Origin of the sequence: Nocardioides eburneiflavus (assembly GCF_004785795.1) — a bacterium.
In the GTDB taxonomy this organism is placed as follows: Bacteria; Actinomycetota; Actinomycetes; order Propionibacteriales; family Nocardioidaceae; genus Nocardioides; species Nocardioides eburneiflavus.
Map to the genome: position 1 here is coordinate 253,748 of NZ_SRRO01000001.1, position 20,648 is coordinate 274,395.

18 protein-coding genes are annotated in these 20,648 nt (G+C 72.4%); 7 read left to right on the plus strand and 11 right to left on the minus strand.

Going from position 1 to position 20,648, the window contains the following annotated elements; genetic code table 11:
• The first annotated feature begins 2 nt into the window (after positions 1 to 2).
• The 4 genes from eboE to EXE59_RS01255 are packed head-to-tail and all read left to right on the plus strand — an operon-like array spanning position 3 to position 3,967.
• Positions 3 to 1,172 carry a metabolite traffic protein EboE gene (eboE, locus tag EXE59_RS01240; RefSeq protein ID WP_135837273.1) on the plus strand — a complete coding sequence of 390 codons (1,170 nt, stop codon included), beginning with the start codon at positions 3 to 5 and terminating at the stop codon, positions 1,170 to 1,172.
• Positions 1,173 to 1,219: 47 nt separating this feature from the next.
• Entirely contained in the window at positions 1,220 to 2,590 is a 1,371-nt protein-coding gene (locus EXE59_RS01245; protein WP_135837274.1) for an alkaline phosphatase family protein, read from the plus strand.
• A 58-nt stretch (positions 2,591 to 2,648) separates the two neighbouring features.
• Positions 2,649 to 3,287, plus strand: a complete 639-nt coding sequence (locus tag EXE59_RS01250; protein WP_135837275.1) for a VOC family protein — start codon at positions 2,649 to 2,651, stop codon at positions 3,285 to 3,287.
• On the plus strand, positions 3,284 to 3,967 hold the full coding sequence (locus EXE59_RS01255) for a class I SAM-dependent methyltransferase (RefSeq protein ID WP_246056422.1): 684 nt from the start codon (positions 3,284 to 3,286) through the stop codon (positions 3,965 to 3,967). Before EXE59_RS01250 ends, EXE59_RS01255 begins: the two co-directional genes overlap by 4 nt.
• Here EXE59_RS01255 and EXE59_RS01260 read toward each other — a convergent pair.
• Entirely contained in the window at positions 3,964 to 5,007 is a 1,044-nt protein-coding gene (locus EXE59_RS01260) for a LacI family DNA-binding transcriptional regulator (RefSeq protein WP_246056424.1), read from the minus strand. The genes EXE59_RS01255 and EXE59_RS01260 overlap by 4 nt on opposite strands.
• Positions 5,008 to 5,793: 786 nt before the next feature.
• Positions 5,794 to 6,882 carry an IS110 family RNA-guided transposase gene (locus EXE59_RS01265; protein ID WP_135837073.1) on the minus strand — a complete coding sequence of 363 codons (1,089 nt, stop codon included), beginning with the start codon at positions 6,880 to 6,882 and terminating at the stop codon, positions 5,794 to 5,796.
• A 135-nt stretch (positions 6,883 to 7,017) separates the two neighbouring features.
• On the opposite strand from EXE59_RS01265, the gene radA reads away from it, so the two are divergent.
• Together radA and disA are read left to right on the plus strand one after the other, a co-directional pair.
• Positions 7,018 to 8,415, plus strand: a complete 1,398-nt coding sequence (radA, locus tag EXE59_RS01270; RefSeq protein WP_135837276.1) for a DNA repair protein RadA — start codon at positions 7,018 to 7,020, stop codon at positions 8,413 to 8,415.
• Positions 8,416 to 8,531: 116 nt separating this feature from the next.
• Entirely contained in the window at positions 8,532 to 9,614 is a 1,083-nt protein-coding gene (disA, locus tag EXE59_RS01275) for a DNA integrity scanning diadenylate cyclase DisA (protein ID WP_135837277.1), read from the plus strand.
• A 354-nt stretch (positions 9,615 to 9,968) separates the two neighbouring features.
• Here disA and EXE59_RS01280 read toward each other — a convergent pair whose 3' ends face one another.
• On the minus strand, positions 9,969 to 10,808 hold the full coding sequence (locus EXE59_RS01280) for a hypothetical protein (RefSeq protein ID WP_135837278.1): 840 nt from the start codon (positions 10,806 to 10,808) through the stop codon (positions 9,969 to 9,971).
• A gap of 68 nt (positions 10,809 to 10,876) precedes the next feature.
• Here EXE59_RS01280 and EXE59_RS01285 point away from each other — a divergent pair, with 68 nt between their 5' ends.
• Positions 10,877 to 11,758 carry an HhH-GPD family protein gene (locus tag EXE59_RS01285; protein WP_135837279.1) on the plus strand — a complete coding sequence of 294 codons (882 nt, stop codon included), beginning with the start codon at positions 10,877 to 10,879 and terminating at the stop codon, positions 11,756 to 11,758.
• 29 nt (positions 11,759 to 11,787) lie between these two features.
• Here EXE59_RS01285 and EXE59_RS01290 read toward each other — a convergent pair whose 3' ends face one another.
• The 8 genes from EXE59_RS01290 to EXE59_RS01325 form a co-directional block, all read right to left on the minus strand.
• Complete coding sequence (locus EXE59_RS01290) at positions 11,788 to 14,361, minus strand: ATP-dependent Clp protease ATP-binding subunit (protein WP_135837280.1); 2,574 nt, start codon at positions 14,359 to 14,361, stop codon at positions 11,788 to 11,790.
• A 184-nt stretch (positions 14,362 to 14,545) separates the two neighbouring features.
• Positions 14,546 to 14,869, minus strand: a complete 324-nt coding sequence (locus tag EXE59_RS01295) for a histone-like nucleoid-structuring protein Lsr2 (protein ID WP_135837281.1) — start codon at positions 14,867 to 14,869, stop codon at positions 14,546 to 14,548.
• Positions 14,870 to 14,966: 97 nt separating this feature from the next.
• Complete coding sequence (locus EXE59_RS01300; RefSeq protein WP_135837282.1) at positions 14,967 to 15,737, minus strand: type III pantothenate kinase; 771 nt, start codon at positions 15,735 to 15,737, stop codon at positions 14,967 to 14,969.
• Positions 15,734 to 16,639 carry a carboxylating nicotinate-nucleotide diphosphorylase gene (gene nadC, locus EXE59_RS01305; RefSeq protein WP_135837283.1) on the minus strand — a complete coding sequence of 302 codons (906 nt, stop codon included), beginning with the start codon at positions 16,637 to 16,639 and terminating at the stop codon, positions 15,734 to 15,736. Before nadC ends, EXE59_RS01300 begins: the two co-directional genes overlap by 4 nt.
• Positions 16,636 to 18,321 carry an L-aspartate oxidase gene (locus EXE59_RS01310; protein WP_135837284.1) on the minus strand — a complete coding sequence of 562 codons (1,686 nt, stop codon included), beginning with the start codon at positions 18,319 to 18,321 and terminating at the stop codon, positions 16,636 to 16,638. The genes nadC and EXE59_RS01310 overlap by 4 nt, the downstream gene beginning before the upstream one ends.
• 9 nt (positions 18,322 to 18,330) lie before the next feature.
• Complete coding sequence (panD, locus tag EXE59_RS01315) at positions 18,331 to 18,747, minus strand: aspartate 1-decarboxylase (protein WP_135837285.1); 417 nt, start codon at positions 18,745 to 18,747, stop codon at positions 18,331 to 18,333.
• A 12-nt stretch (positions 18,748 to 18,759) separates the two neighbouring features.
• The gene (gene panC, locus EXE59_RS01320; RefSeq protein WP_135837286.1) at positions 18,760 to 19,692 is read right to left on the minus strand and encodes a pantoate--beta-alanine ligase; all 933 of its coding nucleotides are present in this window, start codon (positions 19,690 to 19,692) and stop codon (positions 18,760 to 18,762) included.
• Positions 19,689 to 20,621: a Rossmann-like and DUF2520 domain-containing protein gene (locus EXE59_RS01325; protein WP_135837287.1), complete on the minus strand. Its 933-nt coding sequence runs from the start codon at positions 20,619 to 20,621 to the stop codon at positions 19,689 to 19,691. Before EXE59_RS01325 ends, panC begins: the two co-directional genes overlap by 4 nt.
• Positions 20,622 to 20,648 lie beyond the last annotated feature (27 nt).

A 20,648-nucleotide genomic window follows, 5' to 3' on the forward strand; every position in this document is an offset into this window, starting at 1 on the left:
CGATGCGGCTGCGCCACCCCGACGGGACGGTCGTCCACCTCGGCTACGGCACCAACGTGCTGCCGGCCGAGGACGTCGACGGTCTCGTCCGCCAGGTCGGGACGTACGGCGACCGCCTGCGCCGCCACCTCGACACCGACCGGGTCGGGCTCGGGATGTGGCTCCCGGCCGCGGCCGCGCGGACCCTCGCCGCCGACCTCGGCGCGGTCGAGCGGCTGCGGGAGGCGATCGACGCGCACGGTGTCGAGATCGTGACGCTCAACGCGTTCCCCTACGCCGCCTTCCAGGACGAGGTCGTCAAGAAGCGCGTCTACCACCCGACCTGGGCCGAGCGGGCCCGGCTCGACTACACCCTCGACGTCGCGAGGGTGCTCGCCGCACTGCTGCCCGAGGACGCCGCCCGCGGCAGCATCTCCACGCTCCCGCTCGCCTGGCGCGCGCCGTGGCTGGCCGACCGCCAGTCCCACGCCGAGCTGCACCTCGAGACTCTCGCCGAAGGCCTCGCCGAGATCGAGGCAGGGACCGGGAGGACCGTACGGGTCGCCTTCGAGCCCGAGTCCGGCTGCGTGGTCGAGACGATCGCCGAGGCCGTGGAGCGGCTCGACTCCGTCGACCGCGAGCGCATCGGCGTGTGCCTCGACCTGTGCCACCTCGCCGTCGGCTTCGAGTCCGCAACCGACGCCCTGGCCCGCCTCGACGCGGCAGGACTCGACGTGGTCAAGGTCCAGCCGGCCGCCGCCCTCGTCGTCGACGACCCGGCCGCCCCGGAGGCACGCGCCGCGCTGGCGGCGTACTCCGAGGACCGCTTCCTGCACCAGGTGCGCCAGCGCGCGGGCGACCGCCTCGCCGCCCGCGACGACCTGCCCGACGCGCTCGGGGGCCCGCGCCCGCTCGACGACCGGTCGCCGTGGCGGGTGCACTTCCACGTGCCCGTGCACGCCGACCCCGCCGGCCCCCTGCGCAACAGCCGCGACGAGCTGCGCGACTCGCTGGCCGCGCTGCTCGGCGGCGACACCGCCCGCACCGACCACCTCGAGGTCGAGACCTACACCTGGGGCGTCCTGCCCGACGGCGCCCCCGCCGACGACGACGCGCTGGCCGCCGGGCTCGCCGCGGAGCTGCGGTGGGTGCGCGACGAGCTCGTCGGGCTCGGGCTCACCCCACTCGACTGACCCGCCCCGCACACCCGTCTCGGACCCGCACAGAACAGGACGCCACCGTGGCCCACCCCCAGCTGCTCGTCGTCGACCTCGTCGGCCTCACGCCCGACCTGCTCGCCCACATGCCCCGGCTGCGCCGCCTCGCCGAGCAGGGCTCCCAGGCCACGCTCGAGCCGGTCCTCCCGGCCGTCACGTGCTCGGTGCAGTCGACCTTCCTCACCGGGCTGCCGCCGTCGGGGCACGGCGCCGTCGGCAACGGGTGGTACTTCCGCGAGCTCGGCGAGGTCTTCCTCTGGCGCCAGCACAACAAGCTGGTCGCCGGCGAGAAGGTGTGGGAGACCATCCGCCGCGAGCGCACGGACTACACCGTCGCCAACGTCTGCTGGTGGTACGCCATGGGCGCGACGACCGACTGGACGGTGACGCCCCGGCCGATCTACTACGCCGACGGCAAGAAGGCGCCCGACTGCTACACCCGCCCGCGCGAGCTCCACGACGAGCTGGTCGGCGAGCTCGGCGAGTTCCCACTGTTCACCTACTGGGGACCGACCGCCGCGATCACCTCGAGCGAGTGGATCATCGCGGCCACCCGCCGGCTGATGCCGCGCGCCGACCTCACGCTCTGCTACGTCCCGCACCTCGACTACGACCTCCAGCGGTTCGGCCCGGACTCGCCGGAGGCCGCGCAGGCCGCCCGCGACGTCGACGCCGCCCTGGCCCCCCTGCTCGACGACGCCGAGCGGACCGGCGTGACGGTGCTGGTGCTCTCGGAGTACGGCATCACCGCCGCCGACCAGCCCGTCGACGTCAACCGGATGCTGCGCCGCAACGGCCTGCTGGAGGTCTACACGCAGGACGGCATGGAGTACCTCGACCCGTGGACCTCGCGTGCGTTCGCGGTCGCCGACCACCAGGTCGCGCACGTCTACGTCGACGACCCCGCCGACCTGGAGGCGGTCCGCACGCTGTGCTCGAACCTGCCCGGGGTGGACCAGGTGCTCGACCGCGCGGGCCAAGCGGCGTACGGCCTCGACCACGAGCGCTCCGGCGACCTGGTGCTGGTCGCGGACGAGACCGCCTGGTTCACCTACTACTACTGGCTCGACGACGCGCGGGCGCCCGACTTCGCCCGGGGGGTGGAGATCCACCGCAAGCCCGGCTACGACCCCGCCGAGCTGTTCTTCGACCCGGCGGACCGGGCGGTGAGGCTCAAGGCGGGCCTCACCCTCGCGCGCAAGATGGTGGGCCTCAGGTACGCGATGAAGGTCGTGCCGCTCGACCCCTCGCCCGTCCGCGGCACCCACGGGCGGCTCCCCAAGGAGCCCGCCACCGGTCCGATGCTGGTCTGCAGCCTGCCTGGAGCCGTCGCCGGATCCGTGCCCGCCACGGACGTCCGCGACCTGCTCCTCCGCCTCGCCGGCACCTCTTGACGTCAAGAGACCCGACCCCGGTGTCAGGGCCGCCATCCGGCCGGACCAGAATCTGGTCATGCGCCTGGACCACGTCAGCTTCGCCGCAGGACCTGATGGACTCGCCAGCACCGCCCAGCGCATCGGGGGGCTGCTCGGCACCGACTTCGTCGACGGGGGCATCCATCCCCGCTTCGGCACCCGCAACATGACCCTGCCCCTGGCGGGCGGCATCTACATGGAGATCGTCGAGGTCCTCGACCACCCCGCCAGCGACAAGGCCCCCTTCGGCCAGGCGGTCCGCGCCCGCTCCGCCCTCGGCGGCGGGTGGCTGGGGTGGGTCGTGTCGGTCGCCGACATCGCGCCGATCGAGGCCCGCCTGGGCCGCGAGGCCGTCAAGGGCAACCGGCACCGTCCCGACGGCACCGAGCTGCTGTGGCAGCAGATCGGCGTCAACGGCCTGCTCTCCGACCCGCAGCTGCCGTTCTTCATCCAGTGGCAGTCACCGGCCGAGCTGCACCCCAGCAACGGCGCCACCGGCGACTTCTCGCTGGCCACCCTCGAGATCGCCGGTGACCCGCAGCGCGTCAGCGAGTGGCTCGGCGAGACCGTCGAGGCCCCGCTGGAGGACGTGAAGGTGGAGTGGGTCGCCCCCAACGGCACCCCCGGCATCGTGGCGGTCCAGCTCCAGACCCCCAACGGTCTCGTCCGTATTTGAAGCCCAGACCCAGCCCCAACATCTGGTACACACCCGAGCTCTACGAGCTCGAGAACCGGGCGGCCGACCCGCACGGCCGCATCCTGGCCGCGATGCAGGAGCTCGGCGACTGGTCCGGTCGCGCGATGCTCGACGTCGGCTGCGGCACCGGTTTCCACCTGCCCCTCTGGGCGGAGTCCGCGGCGCACGTCACCGGCGTCGAACCCCATCCCCCGCTGGTGTCCCTGGCCAGGCGGCGCACGAGGCGGCTCAGGAACGTCACCGTGCGCAAGGGCATGGCCGAGTCGCTGCCGGTGCCCGACGCGTCGGTCGACGTCGTGCACGCCCGTTGGGCCTACTTCTTCGGCCCCGGCTCCGAGCCGGGGCTGCGCGAGCTCGACCGGGTGGTACGCCGTGGCGGCACGGCCTTCGTGATCGACAACGACGCGACCCGGTCCACGTTCGGCGGCTGGTTCCGGCGCGGCTACCCGGAGGTGGACCCCGACGCCGTCGAGCGCTTCTGGTCGACGCACGGCTGGAGCCGGCGGGAGATCGACATGGGCTGGTCGTTCGCCACGCGCGCGGACCTGGAGGCGGTCGTACGGATCGAGCTCCCGCCCGAGGCAGCCGAGGAGGCGCTCGCCTCGCACACCGGGACGGAGGTCGACTACGCGGTCAACCTCTGGTGGCGCAGGTTCTAGCTGGACTCGCGGATCGCGAGCGTCGGCTCGAGCAGGACGCCGCGCGTCTCGACGGGCTGGTGCGAGAGCAGCGCGCGCAGGGTCCGCACGATCTCCACCGCCACGTCCTCGAGCGGCTGGCGTACGGAGGTGAGGCCCACGGGGTAGACCTGCGCCACCTGGGAGTCGTCGAAGCCGACCACCCCGATGTCCTTGCCGGGCGCGAGCTGGCGGATCCAGAGCGTGTGCAGCACGCCCATCGCGAGGGTGTCGGACGCGCACACGAAAGCGGTGGGCGCGGACTCGTCGAGCAGGACCGCGGCCGCCTCGGCGCCGCTGTGGACCACGTCCTCGACGCGGGAGGCGAGGCCGGTGGTGGACAGGCCGTTGGCGTGCATCGTGCGGACCCAGCCCGAGCGGCGGTCCTCGCCGATCGGGGAGTCCTTGCGCCAGCCGATCCACGCGATGCGTGTGTGGCCGCGGTCGATGAGGTGCTGGGTGGCCAGCGCGATGCCGGCGGCGCCGTCGACGTCGACCCAGACGTGCCGGGCCTTGTCGTCGTCCCATGGCCGGCCGAACGCGACGAAGGGTGCGCGCTGCTGGCTCAGCCACGCCGCCTGCGGGTTGCCGAGGTAGGTGTCGGTGACGACGAACGCGTCCACCGCCGTCGAGCGGAGCAGGTTGTCGTAGCCGCCGATGGGGTCCTCGTCGTCGCCCGGGAAGAGGAGCACGTGGTAGCCCACCTCCTCGCTGGCCTCGACCAGCGAGTGCACGAAGCGGTCCATCGCGGCGTTGGCGGTGCCCTCCTGCGCCGGCGCGAACCGCAGGCCGATGAGGGAGGACGTACGGGTGCGGAGGTTGCGGGCCGCACGGTTGGGCGAGTAGCCGAGCTCGGCGATCGTCTGGCGGACCCGCTCGAGGGTGTCGGGACGCAGCAGGTCGGGGTTGTTGACCGCGTTGGAGACGGTCTGTCGCGAGACCCCCGCGCGCTCGGCGACGTCGGCGAGGGTGGGCGGCGTGACGGGCAACATGCCACCCGACCGGTGCTCGCTGCGTGCCATGCCCCACTCCCCCTCGATCGCCCTAGATCGATCCAATGAGGGTGAGCATAATCCCCGCCGCGCGCACGACACGCCCGCCCAACGGGTGAAGGGCCCTCGCGAGTATGAGTCGCAAGGGCCCTTCGGTGACCGGATCGTGTGACGACCTCCGGTCGACGGCTCGTCTCCGACGGTCCCCGCGCCTGCGTCACCCAGTCGCGGCAGCCGGTCCGCCGAAGCGTCCCAGCCGGATGGACCCTCGTCCCCGAGCTGCCCCGCCACCCGTTGCCGGGCTGCGTGGGAGAAGTTCTACGCGGTCGTCCGGGCCGTGCGCAAGGGGTTCCGGCGACCGATCTGCTCCTCCACGTCCCGTCCACCGATGGCGGACGTCCCTCCCCAGCGGTGGGGTCGTCCGTCCACAGGATCCGGACGTGATCCACAGCCTGCGGATCGACCTGTGGACAGGTGGTACGGACCGGGCGCGCCGAGGCACAGGTGTCGGTGGGCTCACCTGATATGTAGGTGCCTTCTGTCAAGGGGCATGGCGAGGCGCCCGTCCCCGTTGGTTGCGGGGCGGGCGCCTCTTGCTTCGTCGTCGTCCTCGCCTTGGCGAGCGTGTCTTCGCGACGCGCGGGTCAGACTGATATTCGCGGGTTGGGTACCGCAAGACGGGGTTTCGGCTGGAGCGTTTTCGCGTGTCTAGGGGCGAGCGTCGCCCGGCGTGCGCCGGACTGCTCATAGGTGAATCGCGGGTCGCTCCACGCGCTGCCACCAGGTGTGGTTGGCGACGAAGCAGATCGTGGGGTGTTAGTCCATGACGGCCAGGGACCAGCACCAGCCGGCCAGCTCGCGAGCGATGGCCACGTTGGCGACGTTGTGGGTCTTACGGCGGTCGATGAACTTCACCCACCGCTGGTGCAGACGACGGTTGCCCTCATCGCCGCGGACCCGTGCCTGGGCTGGGGCCAGGTCCCAGCGGTCGCGCAGAGCTTTCCCGACCAGGTAGCGGGCGCGGTGGTGCCAGGCGGCCTCGACCAGGAGCCGGCGCGCGTGGCCGTTGCCGGTCTTGGTGATCGACCCGCGGTTCTTCGACTCCCCCGAGGAGTGCTCGGTGGGGGTGAGACCGACGAAGGTGCCGATGGAGTTGCCGGTGAACCGGTGCCAGTCACCAATCTCGACCGCGAGCCCGAACCCGGTCAGGGTGCTGACCCCACGCAGACAGCCGAGCCGGCGCACGACGGGGGTGAACTCCGAGTCGGCGGCCATCTCCTCGATCGCGGCGTCGAGCCGGTTCCGTCGGGCCTTCACTGCGAGCACGGCCTCGTAGTCGTTGTCGAAGGTCAGCCGGGTCGCGGGCGCGGTCAGCTGGGGAAGCGCCTCGTGGCGCAGCCAGATGTCGTGCTTGCCGGTCCACGCCTGGCCGCCGTAGTAGACGATGCCGTGGCGCAGCAGCAGTTTCGAGAGCCGGTGCCGGGCCCGCATCAGATCGGCGCGGCAGTCCTCCCGGGCCCGGACCAGGTTGCGAGCGGCTTCCTGGTCCGGGGTCGGGATCGACACCGTCGTGATCTCGTCGAGGCGCAGGAGCTTGGCGAGATGGATGGCGTCCTTGGCGTCGGTCTTGACCCGATCACCCGCCGGTTTCTGCAGCTTCGACGGCGCGAGGACCTCGCACCGGATACCGGCAGCGGTCAGGTGCCGGTACAGCCCGAAACCGGTCGGCCCGGCCTCGTAGGCCACCGCCACCGATCCCGGCAAGCCGACCAGCCACGACTCGACATGCTCATAGGACGGGGTCAGCTTCGTCTGGAACAGCTCGCCCGTGACGCCATCGATCGCCGCTGCTGCGACAGATCGGGCGTGCACGTCGAGCCCAACACTCGTACGCTCGGTAAACACCGGGGCCTCCCACAATTGTCGGATAGGCCGAGCAGGCAGCCCCTGCTCGGTAACCCACGAATCTTGTGAGTGAGGCCCCGGCCCGCAACCCCATCACGCCGAAGGGGTCACGTCATACCGTCTAGCGTTGCCCCCATGTCGACGAAGGCCGCCCGGACCCGCTCCTCCTACCGGTGCACCGAGTGCGGGTGGGAGACCGCGAAGTGGGTCGGCCGGTGCGGCGAGTGCCAGGCGTGGGGGTCCGTCGTCGAGGCCGGTGCGCCGACCCTGCGCGCCGCCGCCGGGCCCGTGTCGACCCCGGCCGTGCCGATCGGCCAGGTCGCGACCACCGAGTCCGTCGCGCGCACCAGCGGCGTGCCCGAGCTCGACCGCGTCCTCGGCGGCGGGCTGGTGCCGGGCGCGGCGATCCTGCTCGCCGGCGAGCCCGGCGTCGGCAAGAGCACGCTGCTGCTCGAGGTGGCCGCGCAGACCGCCCGGACCCGCCAGCGCACCCTCTACGTCACCGGCGAGGAGTCCGCCGCCCAGGTGCGCCTGCGCGCCGACCGCACCGGGGGCGTGCACGACGAGCTGTTCCTGGCCGCGGAGACCGACCTCGGGGCCGTGCTGACCCACATCGAGGAGGTGCGCCCCACGCTGCTCGTCGTCGACTCCGTGCAGACCATCGGCGCCTCCGGCATCGACGGCGTGCCGGGCGGGGTCACGCAGGTCAAGGAGGTCGCGGCCGCGCTCATCCGCGTCGCCAAGACCCGCAACATCACCACGATGATCGTCGGCCACGTCACCAAGGACGGCTCGATCGCAGGCCCGCGGGTGCTCGAGCACCTCGTCGACGTGGTCCTCCACTTCGAGGGCGACCGCAACTCCCGCTTCCGGATGGTCCGCGCCATGAAGAACCGCTACGGCCCGGTCGACGAGGTGGGGTGCTTCGACCTGTCCTCCGAGGGCATCCAGGCCGTCACCGACCCGACCGGCCTGTTCGTCGAGCACCACACCCAGGACGTGTCCGGCACCTGCGTGGCGGTCACCATGGAGGGCCGTCGGCCGTTGCTCGCCGAGGTGCAGGCGCTGCTGACGCCGTCCCCGCTGGAGCGCCCGCGCCGTACGGTCTCGGGCGTCGAGTCGTCCCGTGTCGACATGGTGCTCGCGGTCCTCCAGCGCCACGGCGGCCTGCGCATCGCGGGCAGCGACACGTTCGTGGCCACCGTGGGCGGTGCGAAGCTGCACGACCCGGCGGCCGACCTCGCCATCGCCGTCGCCGTCGCCAGCTCCCACCTCGGAGTCCCTCCGCCGCGCGGCGCGGTCGCCATCGGCGAGATCGGCCTCGCCGGCGAGCTGCGCCGGGTCCGCGACCTGCCACAGCGCATCGCCGAGGCGTCCCGGCTCGGCTTCAAGGTCGCGGTGGTCCCTCGCGGTCGCGTGCTGCCCAGCGAGCGCGGCATCCCGTCGCGCCGGGTCGTCGACGGCCTGCGCGTGGTCGAGGTCGACGACGTCGTCGGGGCCCTGCTCACGCTCGACCTCACCCCACCGCTCTAGTCGTCGAGGGACTGCGCAGGTCACGGTCTGCTCACGAAATCGGCGCGGTGGCGCGACTCGCCCCTACACTTCACCGGGGCGCACCGGATCGCCCACGGAGAGCACGGGGAGGGCCGGTGGCAGAGCGCAACGACGAGCAGCTGCGGCTGCGCGCGACCCTGGCCTCGATCGCCCCCGGCACTCCGCTGCGCGACGGGCTCGAGCGGATCCTGCGCGGGCGTACCGGCGCGTTGATCGTGCTCGGCCAGGACAAGACGGTCGAGTCGATCGCGACCGGTGGCTTCACGCTCGACGTCCCGTTCACCGCCACCGGCCTGCGCGAGCTGGCCAAGATGGACGGCGCGATCATCCTCGACAAGGACATCACCCGGGTCCACCGCGCTGCGGTCCACCTGATGCCCGACCACACGATCCCGTCGGAGGAGACCGGCACCCGGCACCGGACGGCGGAGCGGGTGGCCAAGCAGACCGGCCATCCGGTCATCTCGGTGTCGCAGTCGATGCAGATCATCGCGGCCTACGTCGGCGAGATCCGCCACGTCCTCGAGGACTCCGGCAAGATCCTGTCCCGCGCCAACCAGGCGCTCGCGACGCTCGAGCGCTACAAGCTGCGCCTCGACGAGGTCTCCGCCACGCTGTCGGCCCTCGAGATCGAGGACCTCGTCACCGTGCGCGACGTCGCGGTCGTCGCCCAGCGCCTCGAGATGGTCATCCGGATCGCCCGCGAGATCGAGGACTACGTGCTCGAGCTCGGCACCGACGGACGGCTGCTGTCCCTCCAGCTCGAGGAGCTGGTGACCGGGGTCGACGCCGAGCGCGAGCTGGTCGTGCGCGACTACCTCCCCGGCGGCCGTCGCCGCCAGGCCAGCCCGGCCTCCCACCTCGCCGAGCTCGAGGCGCTGTCGCCGACCGAGCTCGTCGACCCGGCCTCGGTGGCCCGCGCGATCGGTCTCGGAGGCGCCGAGCACCTCGACGCAGCCGTGGCACCCCGCGGCTACCGCCTGCTCGCCAAGGTCCCTCGGCTCCCGGCCGCCGTCGTCGACCGCCTCGTCGACCACTTCGGCGGGCTCCAGCAGCTGCTCTCGGCCGGCATCGACGACCTCCAGGCCGTCGAGGGCGTCGGCGAGCTGCGGGCGCGGAGCGTACGCGAGGGTCTGTCCCGCCTCGCCGAGTCGAGCATCACCGAGCGCTACATCTGAGACGCGCAGCCGGCTGCGCGGAACGAGCAGCCGGCGTGGGCGCGGCCAGACCGAGTAGGCCCGCGGCTGAGGTACGAAGCCTCGCAAGGCCGAATCGAGATCTCCCCAGGATGCCGCGGCCATCGAGTCTTCGGCGACCGCGACCGCCGCACATGCGGCGGGCCTGGCCCCCGATCCGTCGATCCGAGGGCCACTACCGCCGCACGTGTGCGGGACGGTCGTACGGGTCGTCGCCGCGCGCCCGTTCGCTACCGACGAGTTGGCGAGTTGGCCAGCTTGTCAAGCCCCGAACCTGCCCCCAAGTCGCCAACTCACGGGTTGGTGGGCCAACTCGTGAGTTGGCGACACGCTCGCTCAGCCAGCGGAGTTGCCGCCGCCGTCCTCACCGGGCGTGTGCGAGGTGTCGCGGTCCTGGTCCTTGCCGCCCTGCTGCTGCGGCTCGGCGGTCTGCGTGACCACCTCGGGCTGACGGGCGACCAGCTCGAACTGCACGTCGGTGCCCTGACCGCCCAGCGCGGCAGCCGAGACGTGGTAGAACCCGACCTTCGCCCAGTCGGTCAGCTTCGAGCACCCCTCGTCGGAGCGCCTCGCGGACCAGGTGACGACGACGGGCGCGTCGACGGCCTGCCGCACCACGACGTCCTGGGCGGGGATCGAGGCCGGGCACTCGCGGCTGCTCCAGATGTAGTCGCTGCCGGACGTGATGGTCACCGTCATGGTCGCCGGCGAGGCCTGCCAGGTGCAGGCCTCGGTGACGACGGTGCGCAGGTTGATCGTGATTGGGATGTCGCCACCTCCGGCGGCCGAGGCGATCGCGGGCGTCGCGACGATGTCGGACGCCTCGCACGGCCCCGTCGGCTCGGCCAGGACCGGCTCGGGGGGTGCGGTCTCCTGCACGAGCTCGTCGCGCTTCTTGCCCTTCCTGCCCTTCTTGCCGTTCTTGCCCTTCGAGCCCTTCTTCCCGGTGCCGGGCGCCACCTCGGACGTCGGGCCGGAGGTCGGCGCTGGTGTGGTCTCGACGGTGGCGCCGGCCTGCGAGGCCGTCCCGCTCGCGCCGTCCGTGGCGTCGGACGAGCCGCCGAGGACGCGGGCGAGCACGACGACGAGCAGCAGGGGGATGCCGAGGACCACGAGGCGCCGGGTCCAGTAGACCCGGGCCGGCAGCGGCCCGCGAGGTCGTACGGTCGTCGCCATGGGGTCAGGCTAGGCAGCGGACGGCCCCTCCCGGCGGAGGCGCACCGGCTCACCTACGATCGCGGGCGATGGACACCCCCGACACCCGTGCACTGCACGACGCCGTGCTCGACTGGTACGACGCCCACGCGCGCGAGCTCCCGTGGCGCGGGGACCACGCGACGCCCTGGTCGGTGATGGTCAGCGAGTTCATGCTCCAGCAGACCCCGGTCGCGCGGGTGCTCCCGGTGCACGCGGCCTGGTTGGAGCGCTGGCCGGCACCCGCCGACCTGGCCGCGGACACGACGGGCGAGGCCGTACGCATGTGGGGCCGGCTGGGCTACCCGCGCCGCGCCCTGCGGCTGCACGCCGCCGCCGCCGCGATCGTCGAGCGTCACGACGGTGAGGTGCCCCGCTCGTACGCCGAGCTGCTCGCGCTGCCCGGCGTCGGCGACTACACCGCCTCCGCCGTCGCCAGCTTCGCCTTCGGGCAGCGGCACGTGGTCCTCGACACCAACGTCCGCCGCGTCCTGGTGCGCGCGGTCTCCGGACGCGAGCTCCCGGCGCCGGCCGTCACCCGCGCCGAGCGTGACGTCGCGACCGCGCTGCTCCCCGACGACGAGGCCACTGCAGCCACCTGGGCCGTCGCGACGATGGAGCTCGGCGCGCTCGTGTGCACCGCGCGCCAGCCGGGGTGCAAGGCCTGCCCCATCGCGAAGAACTGCCGGTGGCGGGCGGCGGGCTTCCCGGCGTACGACGGGCCGCTCCGTCGCGCCCAGGCGTGGGACGGCACCGACCGGCAGTGCCGCGGCCGCATCATGGCGCTGGCGCGCGAGGGCGACTCAGTCTCGGCGGCGCAGGTGGAGGCGGCGTGGCCGATCGCCGACCAGCGCGAGCGGTGCCTGGACGGGCTCGTCGCCGACGGCCTCCTGACGCAGATCACCCCGGGGCGCTGGGCGCTCCCGGGGTGATCTGGTGAAGCCTGGGCCTCAGCTCGTGCTCAGGCCTCGTTGGACTTCGGCACGTCGGTCGGGCCGGCCGAGTCGTCCGGACCGTCACCGACCGGGCCCTCGACGACCGTCTCGAGCGGCGGCATGTCGGGGACGGCGGAGTTCTTCTGGCCGCGGAAGGTGAACTTCGCCTCCGCTCCCTCGCCCTCGACGTCCACCAGCACGATCTGGCCGGGGCCGACCTCGCCGAAGAGCATCTTCTCGGCGAGCACGTCCTCGATCTCGCGCTGCACCGTGCGGCGCAGCGGTCGGGCACCGAGGACCGGGTCGAACCCGCGCTCGGCGAGCAGCGCCTTCGCGGGCTGCGTGAGCTCGAGCGACATGTCGCGGTCCTTCATCCGAAGCTCGACGGCGTCGATCATGTTGTCGACCATCGCCACGATCTGCTCCTGCGACAGCGGCGGGAAGACCACGATCTCGTCGACACGGTTGAGGAACTCGGGGCGGAAGTGCTGCTTGAGCTCCTCCGACACCTTGCTCTTCATCCGCTCGTAGGAGCCCGCTGCGTCGCCCGTCTGGCCGAAGCCGAGGTTGACGCTCTTGGAGATGTCGCGGGTGCCGAGGTTGGTGGTCATGATGATGACGGTGTTCTTGAAGTCAACCACGCGACCCTGGGAATCCGTCAGGCGACCCTCCTCGAGGATCTGCAGCAGGCTGTTGAAGATGTCGGGGTGCGCCTTCTCGACCTCGTCGAAGAGCACCACGCTGAACGGCTTGCGGCGCACCTTCTCGGTGAGCTGGCCGCCCTCTTCGTAGCCGACGTAGCCGGGGGGCGAGCCGAACAGGCGCGACACGGTGTGCTTCTCCGAGAACTCGCTCATGTCGAGCTGGATCAGCGCGTCCTCGTCACCGAAGAGGAACTCGGCGAGCGTCTTGGACAGCCACGTCTTACCGACGCCGGACGGGCCGGCGAAGATGAACGAGCCACCGGGGCGCTTGGGGTCCTTGAGCCCGGCGCGCGTACGGCGGATCGCGCGGGAGAGGGCCTTGACGGCCTCCTCCTGCCCGATGACGCGCTTGTGGAGCTCGTCCTCCATCTTGAGCAGTCGGGTGGACTCCTCCTCGGAGAGCTTGACGATCGGGATGCCCGTGGCGACGGCCAGGACCTCGGCGATCAGCTCCTCGTCGACCTCGGCGATCTCGTCGAGGTCGCCGGCGCGCCACTGCTTCTCACGCTCGGCCCGGCGGGCGGAGAGCTGCTTCTCCTCGTCGCGCAGGCGGGCCGCGGCCTCGAAGTCCTGACCGTCGATCGCCGCCTCCTTGCGCTGGCGCACGTCGGCGATCTTCTCGTCGTACTCGCGGAGGTCCGGCGGCGCGGTCATCCGACGGATGCGCAGTCGCGAACCGGCCTCGTCGATGAGGTCGATGGCCTTGTCCGGGAGGAACCTGTCGGAGATGTAGCGGTCGGCCAGCGTCGCCGCCGAGACCAGCGCCTCGTCGGTGATGGTGACGCGGTGGTGGGCCTCGTAGCGGTCGCGCAGGCCCTTGAGCATCTCGATGGTGTGCGCGATCGAGGGCTCCTGCACCTGGATCGGCTGGAAGCGGCGCTCGAGCGCCGCGTCCTTCTCGAGGTACTTGCGGTACTCGTCCAGCGTGGTGGCGCCGATGGTCTGGAGCTCGCCGCGGGCCAGCATCGGCTTGAGGATGCTGGCGGCGTCGATCGCGCCCTCGGCCGCACCGGCGCCGACGAGGGTGTGGATCTCGTCGATGAACAGCACGATGTCGCCGCGGGTGCGGATCTCCTTGAGGACCTTCTTGAGGCGCTCCTCGAAGTCACCGCGGTAGCGCGACCCGGCCACGAGGGCACCGAGGTCGAGCGTGTAGATCTGCTTGTCCTTGAGCGTCTCGGGCACGTTGCCCTTGACGATGTCCTGGGCGAGGCCGGCCACGATCGTGGTCTTGCCGACGCCGGGCTCGCCGATGAGGACGGGGTTGTTCTTCGTGCGGCGCGACAGGATCTGCATGACGCGCTCGATCTCCTGCTCGCGGCCGATGACCGGGTCGAGCTTGCCCTCGCGCGCGGCCTGGGTGAGGTTCTGGCCGAACTGGTCGAGGACCAGCGAGCTGGACGGCGCCTCGCCGCCGGAGCCGGACGTCTGGGCGCCGGCCGTGGCCGACTCCTTGCCCTGGAAGCCGCTCAGGAGCTGGATGACCTGCTGGCGGACCCGGTTGAGGTCGGCGCCGAGCTTCTGCAGGACCTGGGCCGCGACGCCCTCGCCCTCCCGGATCAGGCCGAGCAGGATGTGCTCGGTGCCGATGTAGGAGTGGCCGAGCTGGAGCGCCTCGCGCAGCGAGAGCTCGAGCACCTTCTTGGCCCGCGGGGTGAACGGGATGTGGCCGGACGGGGCCTGCTGGCCCTGGCCGATGATCTCCTCGACCTGGGCGCGCACGGCCTCCAGGGAGATGTCGAGGGACTCGAGGGCCTTGGCGGCGACGCCCTCGCCCTCGTGGATGAGGCCGAGCAGGATGTGCTCGGTCCCGATGTAGTTGTGGGAGAGCATGCGGGCCTCTTCCTGGGCCAGCACGACAACTCGCCGGGCTCGGTCGGTGAACCGCTCGAACATGTGCGCTCCTCTACGTCTGCGTGGTCCGCCTGCCTCCCGCGGGGACGGGAACGCGAACACTGGGCTCAACGCCCGACCTCAGCCTACGTGTTCCCGCCCACCAGACGAGCCCGTCCGCTGACAGCGAACGGCCCCGGCAGGCGCCGGGGCCGTTCGGTGGCCGTTCGGTGGCCGGGAGGCCGCGTCAGTGGGCGGCGTCGTACGCCTGCTGCACGTCGGCCGAGATGCGGCCCCGCTCCGAGACGTCCATGCCCTGGGCCTTGGCCCACTCGCGGACGTCCTTGGTGTTGGTGGACGACGAGCCGGCGGCCTTGCGACCGCGACGGCCGCCACCGGTGACCTTGCGGGCGTGGCCGACGTAGCCGCTCAGCGCCTCGCGCAGGGCGGCGGCGTTGGCGTCGTTGAGGTCGATCTCGTAGGTGGTGCCGTCGAGGCCGAAGGACACCGTCTCGGTGGCCTCGGTGCCGTCGAGGTCGTCAACGAGAACGATGTTGACCTTTTGTGCCATGGTCTATTCCTTTGCATTCGGCGGTCCCCGTGAATGCGATTGTTGCAGCAATTGCGCAACCTTGCCAAAGGAGTCAGGAAAACCCTGACGCCTCAATTCACGAATTGCGCTCGAATACGAGCCGCAATCCCTGCAGGGTCAACCACGGGGAATGCTCGGTGAAACACGCGCAATCGTCGACGAGGAGGGCAGCCAAATGGCCTGTCGAAATGACCGTGACGTCCTCGACGGGCTCGCCGAGCTCGGCGATCATCCGCGCCACCAGGCCCTCGACCTGCGCCGCGACACCGAAGACCATGCCGCTCTGGAGCGCCTCGACGGTGTTCTTGGCGATCACCGAGCGCGGCCGGACCAGCTCGACCTTGCGCAGCTGGGCGCCACGACGGCCGAGTGCCTCGAGGGAGATCTCGATCCCGGGCGAGATCGCGCCGCCGACGTACTGTCCGGCGCGGTTGACCACGTCGAACGTCGTGGCGGTGCCGAAGTCGACGACGATCGCCGGCCCGCCGAAGAGCGTCGCGGCCGCGAGCGAGTTGACGATGCGGTCGGTGCCGACCTCGCGCGGGTTGTCCATCAGCACCGGGATCCCGGTGCGGACGCCGGGCTCGACCACGATCGAGGGGACGTCGCAGAAGTGCCGATCGAGCATCTCGCGCCACTCGTGCAGGACGGCCGGGACGGTCGCGCACACCGAGATGCCGTCGACGTCGTCCATGCGGTCGGCCAGCAGCCCGCGGATCACGATCGACCACTCGTCGGCCGTGCGGCGCTCGTCGCTGTTGACCCGCCAGTGGGCGGTCACCTCCTCGCCGTCGAGCAGGCCGAGGAACGTGTGGCTGTTGCCGATGTCGGCCGCGAGCAGGCTCATGGGGTGGTCAAGTCCATGCCGATGTCGAAGACCACCACCGAGTGGGTGAGCGCCCCGACGGAGACGAAGTCGACGCCGGTGGCGCCGATGCGGGCGGCCCGCTCCAGCGTGATGCCGCCGCTGGCCTCGAGCGGCACGCGGCCCGCGGTACGGCGTACGGCCTCCGTCATCAGCTCGTCGTCCATGTTGTCGAGCAGGATGCGCTCGGGGGGCTCGGGGAGCGCGAGCAGCTCGTCGAGCTGGTCGAGCGTGGTCACCTCGACCTCGACCGGGAGCCCCGCGAAGCGGCCCCGGATCGCCTCGAGCGCCGGCAGCACTCCCCCGGCCGCGATGACATGGTTGTCCTTGACCATCGCCATGTCCTGGAGGCTGGTGCGGTGGTTGACGCCCCCGCCGCACCGCACGGCGTACTTCTGCAGGGCCCGCAGGCCGGGCAGCGTCTTGCGGGTGTCGAGGACCCGCGTCGGCGAGCCGGCGAGCGCGTCGACCCAGCGCGAGGTCGCCGTGGCGATCCCCGACAGGTGGCACGCGAGGTTGAGGGCGGTGCGCTCCGCGACCAGCATCCGCTGGGTCAGGCCGGTGACGCGCATGACGACGTCGCCCTCCTCGACCCGGGTGCCGTCGGGCCGGCGGTCGGTGACGGTCGCGTCGGCGCCGACCATGAAGAACGCCACCGCCCCGACGCCGAGGCCGGCCACGACGCCTGGCTCACGGGCGGCGAGGACCGCCTCGCCCCGAGCGTCCGGCGGGATCGTCGACTCGCTGGTGGGGTCCACCCGGGGGCGCCCGGGCAGGTCCTCCTCGAGCGCGCGCCGGACGACCTCCCAGACGTGCTCGGGGTCGAGACCGGCCGCCGTGAGCTCGGCGACGAGGTCGGCTGGCACGTCGTCGATGCTCGTCATGCCGGCACCTCCGCGGTGGAAGGGGCCGTCGAGGGATCGGTCGAGGGGGCGTACGTCCACTCCGCCGCGACGGTGCCGTCGGCCTCGAGCCACGAGTCGACGTGACCGGCCTTCGTGTCGTCGCGGTCGGGGTGGTCCTCGCGCCAGTGCGACCCGCGGGTCTCGGTGCGCAGGTCCGCCGCCTCGGCCAGCGCGGTGCTGATCGTCAGCAGGTTGGTCGTCTCCCAGGCCGCCGGCCCGACCTCGGCCTCGCCGTGCTCCAGCGAGCCGAGGAACGCCAACGCCTCGCCGAGGCCGTCAGCCTGCCGGAGCACGCCGACCCGCGTCGTCATCACGTCCTGCATCGCCGGACGCCGCTCGCCGGACACCAGGCCCTCGGGGCGCTCGTCGGCGACGGGCTCGGCCCACGCGCGGAGCTCGCCGGGCAGCACGTCGGCGATGCGGCGGGAGAACACGAGGCCCTCGAGCAGCGAGTTGGAGGCGAGCCGGTTGGCACCGTGGACGCCGGAGCAGGCGACCTCGCCGGTGGCATAGAGGCCGGGCACGCTCGTACGCCCCCAGAGGTCGGTGGCCACGCCGCCCGAGGCGTAGTGCTGGGCCGGCGCCACCGGGATCAGCTCGGTGACCGGGTCGACGCCGTGCTCGCGGCAGACGCGGAGGATGGTGGGGAAGCGACGGCTCCAGAACGCGGCGCCGAGGTGTCGCGCGTCGAGCCACATGTGCGGCCGGCCCGTCTCGATCATCCGGCGGGTGATCGCCTTGGCGACGACGTCGCGGGGCGCGAGGTCGGCGAGCTCGTGCTCGCCCTGCATGAAGCGGGTGCCCTCGAAGTCGACGAGGAACGCGCCCTCGCCGCGGACCGCCTCCGAGATCAGCGGTTGCTGGCCCTGCGACTCGGGTCCGAGCCACATCACGGTGGGGTGGAACTGGACGAACTCCAGGTCGCGCAGCCGGGCCCCCGCACGCATCGCGACGGCCATCCCGTCCCCGGTGGAGACGCTCGGGTTGGTGGACTGGCTGAACACCTGCCCCAGCCCCCCGGAGGCGAGCACCACGGCGCGGCAGTGCACGGCGCCGACACCGTCGTGCTGGCCCTCGCCGAGCACGTGCAGCGTCACCCCGGCGACCCCCCCGTCGGCGGCGCGGAGCAGGTCGACGGCCAGGGCGTGCTGGATGACCTCGATCTCCGGCGCCCGCTCGACCGCGGCGATGAGGGCCCGCTGGATCTCTGCGCCGGTGGCGTCGCCGCCCGCGTGCGCGATCCGGTCCCGGAGGTGGCCGCCCTCGCGGGTCAACGAGAGCTCGCCGTCGGGGTGGTGGTCGAACTGCGTGCCGAGCGCGATCAGCTCGCGGACCGCGTCGGGCCCCTCGGTCACCAGGACGCGTACGGCCTCCACGTCGCACGCACCGGCCCCGGCGACGAGCGTGTCGTGCTCGTGCTGCTCGGGGGTGTCGCCCGGCCCCAGCGCCGCGGCGATGCCGCCCTGGGCCCACTGCGTGGAGCCCGCGGCGAGGACGTCCTTGGTGACGACGAGGAGGTGGAGCGCGGGATCAGCCGCGTGGATGCGGAGCGCGGCGGTGAGCCCGGCGATGCCGGACCCGACGACCACGACGTCGGCGCGAGTGGTCCAGCCGGGAGCCGGCGCGCGGAGGCGACCCGGGACCGGCCGGTGCGATGTCATCCGCGCAGGCTACCGAGCCAGCGCGTCGCCGCGCTCCAGCGTCTCGTCGCCGAAGGTCTCGGCCGGGTCGAAGCCGGTGCCCATGATCGCGTTGTCGGCGTCGACGAACACGACGTGCGGCTTGAGCTCCCTGGCCTCCGCGGTCTCCATCTGGGCGTACGCGATGAGGATGACGACGTCGCCGGGGTGCACGAGGCGGGCGGCCGCGCCGTTGATGCCGATGACGCCCGAGCCGCGCTCCCCGGCGATCGTGTACGTCTCCAGCCGGGCGCCGTTGGTGACGTCGACGATGTGCACCAGCTCGCCGGCGAGCAGGTCGGCCGCGTCGAGAAGGTCCTCGTCGACGGTGACCGACCCGACGTAGTGGAGGTCCGCCTGGGTCACGGTGGCGCGGTGGATCTTGGACTTCATCATGGTGCGCAGCATGGGCTGCTCCTTTCAGGGGGTGGTCGAGGCCGCGAACGCGGTCCCCGCCGGTCGCGCATCGGGGGCGATGCGGTCGAAGACGATGGGCAGGTTGTCGATCAGGCGCGTGGTGCCGACCCGCGCGGCGACGAGGATCCGGCCCTCGCCGGCCTCCGGCGCCTCGCCGAGCTCGGGCGAGGTGAGCGCGAGGTAGTCGAGCTCGAGCCCGTCGGCCACCGCCTCCTCGAGGACCGACATCGCGGCCCAGCGCGCGGCCGGCACGCCGTACGGCGCCCGCTCCTGCGCCGCCCGCAGCGCCCGGCTGAGGGCCGTCGCCACCTGCCGCTGGTCGGCGTCGAGGTAGCGGTTGCGGCTGGACAGGGCGAGGCCGTCGGGCTCGCGCACGGTCTCCGCGCCGACGACCTCGATGCCCAGGCAGAGGTCGCGGACCATGCGGCGGATGAGCACGAGCTGCTGGTAGTCCTTCTGGCCGAAGACCGCGACGTCGGGCCGGACCAGGCCGAAGAGCTTGGCGACGACCGTCAGCACGCCGTCGAAGTGGCCGGGGCGGGACTCGCCGTCGAGGATCGTGGCCAGCTGCCCGGGCGCGACGGTGACGCCGTCGTGGACCGACCCGTGGCTGAAGCCGCCCGGGTACATCTCCTCGACCGCTGGCGCGAACACGACGTCCACCCGCTCGGCCGCGCAGACCTCGAGGTCGGCGTCGAGCGTGCGCGGGTAGCGGTCGAGGTCCTCGGTCGGCGCGAACTGCATCGGGTTGACGAAGATGCTCACCACGACCGGGCCCGACGTGGCGGCGCGGGCCGTACGCATGAGGCTGGCGTGGCCGTCGTGCAGGGCGCCCATGGTGGGCACGAACGCCACGCAGTCGCCGGAGCGGCGGGCGGCGGCGAGCAGGCCGGCGAGCTCCTCGCGGGTGCTCGCGAGGACGGGGGTCGAGGTCATCGACGGCGATCGCTGGTCGAGGAGGGACGGAGTCCCGTCACGAGACCCGACGGCAGGTGCGCCTCGGCCGCCGCGAGGACCCGGAGCATCGCGGACGCGCGGATCGGCAGCAGCCGGCCGTCGGTGACGGCGCGGTCGAGCGTGGCGTGCGCCATCGCGACGTAGGACGGCAGCGTCTGCGGTGCGTCGGCGACGAGGTCGGCGACATGGGCACGGACGGTCTCGACGTCGCCGCGGACGATGGGGCCGGTCAGCGCCGCGTCGCCGTGTGCGAGGGAGTTGTCGAGCGCGGCGGTGAGCAGGGGGCGCAGCGTGGCGGCCGGGTCCTCGGCGCCGGCGGCGGAGAGGATCTCCATGGCCTCGGCGACGAGGGTGACGAGGTGGTTGGCGCCGTGCGCGAGGCCGGCGTGGTAGAGCGTGCGGCGGTCCTCGGGCACCCACATCGCGCGGCCGCCGAGGTCGGCGACGAGCGACTCGGCGAGTGCCCGGTCGGCCTCGTCCGCGGTGACGCCGAAGACGCAGCCGGCGAGCCGGGGCAGGTCGACGTCGGTGCCGGTGAACGTCATGGCGGGGTGCATCGCGACGGTGCGGGCCCCGACGGCCCGGGCGGGCTCGAGGACGGCCAGGCCGTGGCGGCCGCTCGTGTGGACGACCACCTGGCCCTCCCGGATCGCACCGCTCGCGGCGAGCATGGTGACGACGTTGGAGAGCATGTCGTCGGGAACGGTGAGCAGCAGGAGGTCGCAGGCCCGTGCCACGTCGGTGGGCTTCGCGGAGCGTACGCCCGGGAGCAGGGCTGCGATCCGGCCCCGGGAGGCGTCGGACTCGCCCGCGGCGGCGACCACGTCGTGGCCCGCGGCGCGGAGTGCGGCTGCCAGGACGGCGCCGACGCGGCCTGCTCCGACCACGCCGATGTGGTGCTTCGTCATGTCGACCTCTTCGTTTCAGTCCCTCGC

Excerpts from the sequence above, each read along its gene's own strand:
- eboE (WP_135837273.1), top strand. The coding sequence starts at position 3 with ATGCGGCTGCGCCACCCCGACGGGACGGTCGTCCACCTCGGCTACGGC.
- EXE59_RS01250 (WP_135837275.1), top strand. The coding sequence starts at position 2,649 with ATGCGCCTGGACCACGTCAGCTTCGCCGCAGGACCTGATGGACTCGCC.
- EXE59_RS01260 (WP_246056424.1), bottom strand. The coding sequence starts at position 5,007 with ATGGCACGCAGCGAGCACCGGTCGGGTGGCATGTTGCCCGTCACGCCG.
- radA (WP_135837276.1), top strand. The coding sequence starts at position 7,018 with ATGTCGACGAAGGCCGCCCGGACCCGCTCCTCCTACCGGTGCACCGAG.
- EXE59_RS01280 (WP_135837278.1), bottom strand. The coding sequence starts at position 10,808 with ATGGCGACGACCGTACGACCTCGCGGGCCGCTGCCGGCCCGGGTCTAC.
- EXE59_RS01285 (WP_135837279.1), top strand. The coding sequence starts at position 10,877 with ATGGACACCCCCGACACCCGTGCACTGCACGACGCCGTGCTCGACTGG.
- EXE59_RS01290 (WP_135837280.1), bottom strand. The coding sequence starts at position 14,361 with ATGTTCGAGCGGTTCACCGACCGAGCCCGGCGAGTTGTCGTGCTGGCC.
- EXE59_RS01295 (WP_135837281.1), bottom strand. The coding sequence starts at position 14,869 with ATGGCACAAAAGGTCAACATCGTTCTCGTTGACGACCTCGACGGCACC.
- EXE59_RS01300 (WP_135837282.1), bottom strand. The coding sequence starts at position 15,737 with ATGAGCCTGCTCGCGGCCGACATCGGCAACAGCCACACGTTCCTCGGC.
- nadC (WP_135837283.1), bottom strand. The coding sequence starts at position 16,639 with ATGACGAGCATCGACGACGTGCCAGCCGACCTCGTCGCCGAGCTCACG.
- EXE59_RS01310 (WP_135837284.1), bottom strand. The coding sequence starts at position 18,321 with ATGACATCGCACCGGCCGGTCCCGGGTCGCCTCCGCGCGCCGGCTCCC.
- panD (WP_135837285.1), bottom strand. The coding sequence starts at position 18,747 with ATGCTGCGCACCATGATGAAGTCCAAGATCCACCGCGCCACCGTGACC.
- panC (WP_135837286.1), bottom strand. The coding sequence starts at position 19,692 with ATGACCTCGACCCCCGTCCTCGCGAGCACCCGCGAGGAGCTCGCCGGC.
- EXE59_RS01325 (WP_135837287.1), bottom strand. The coding sequence starts at position 20,621 with ATGACGAAGCACCACATCGGCGTGGTCGGAGCAGGCCGCGTCGGCGCC.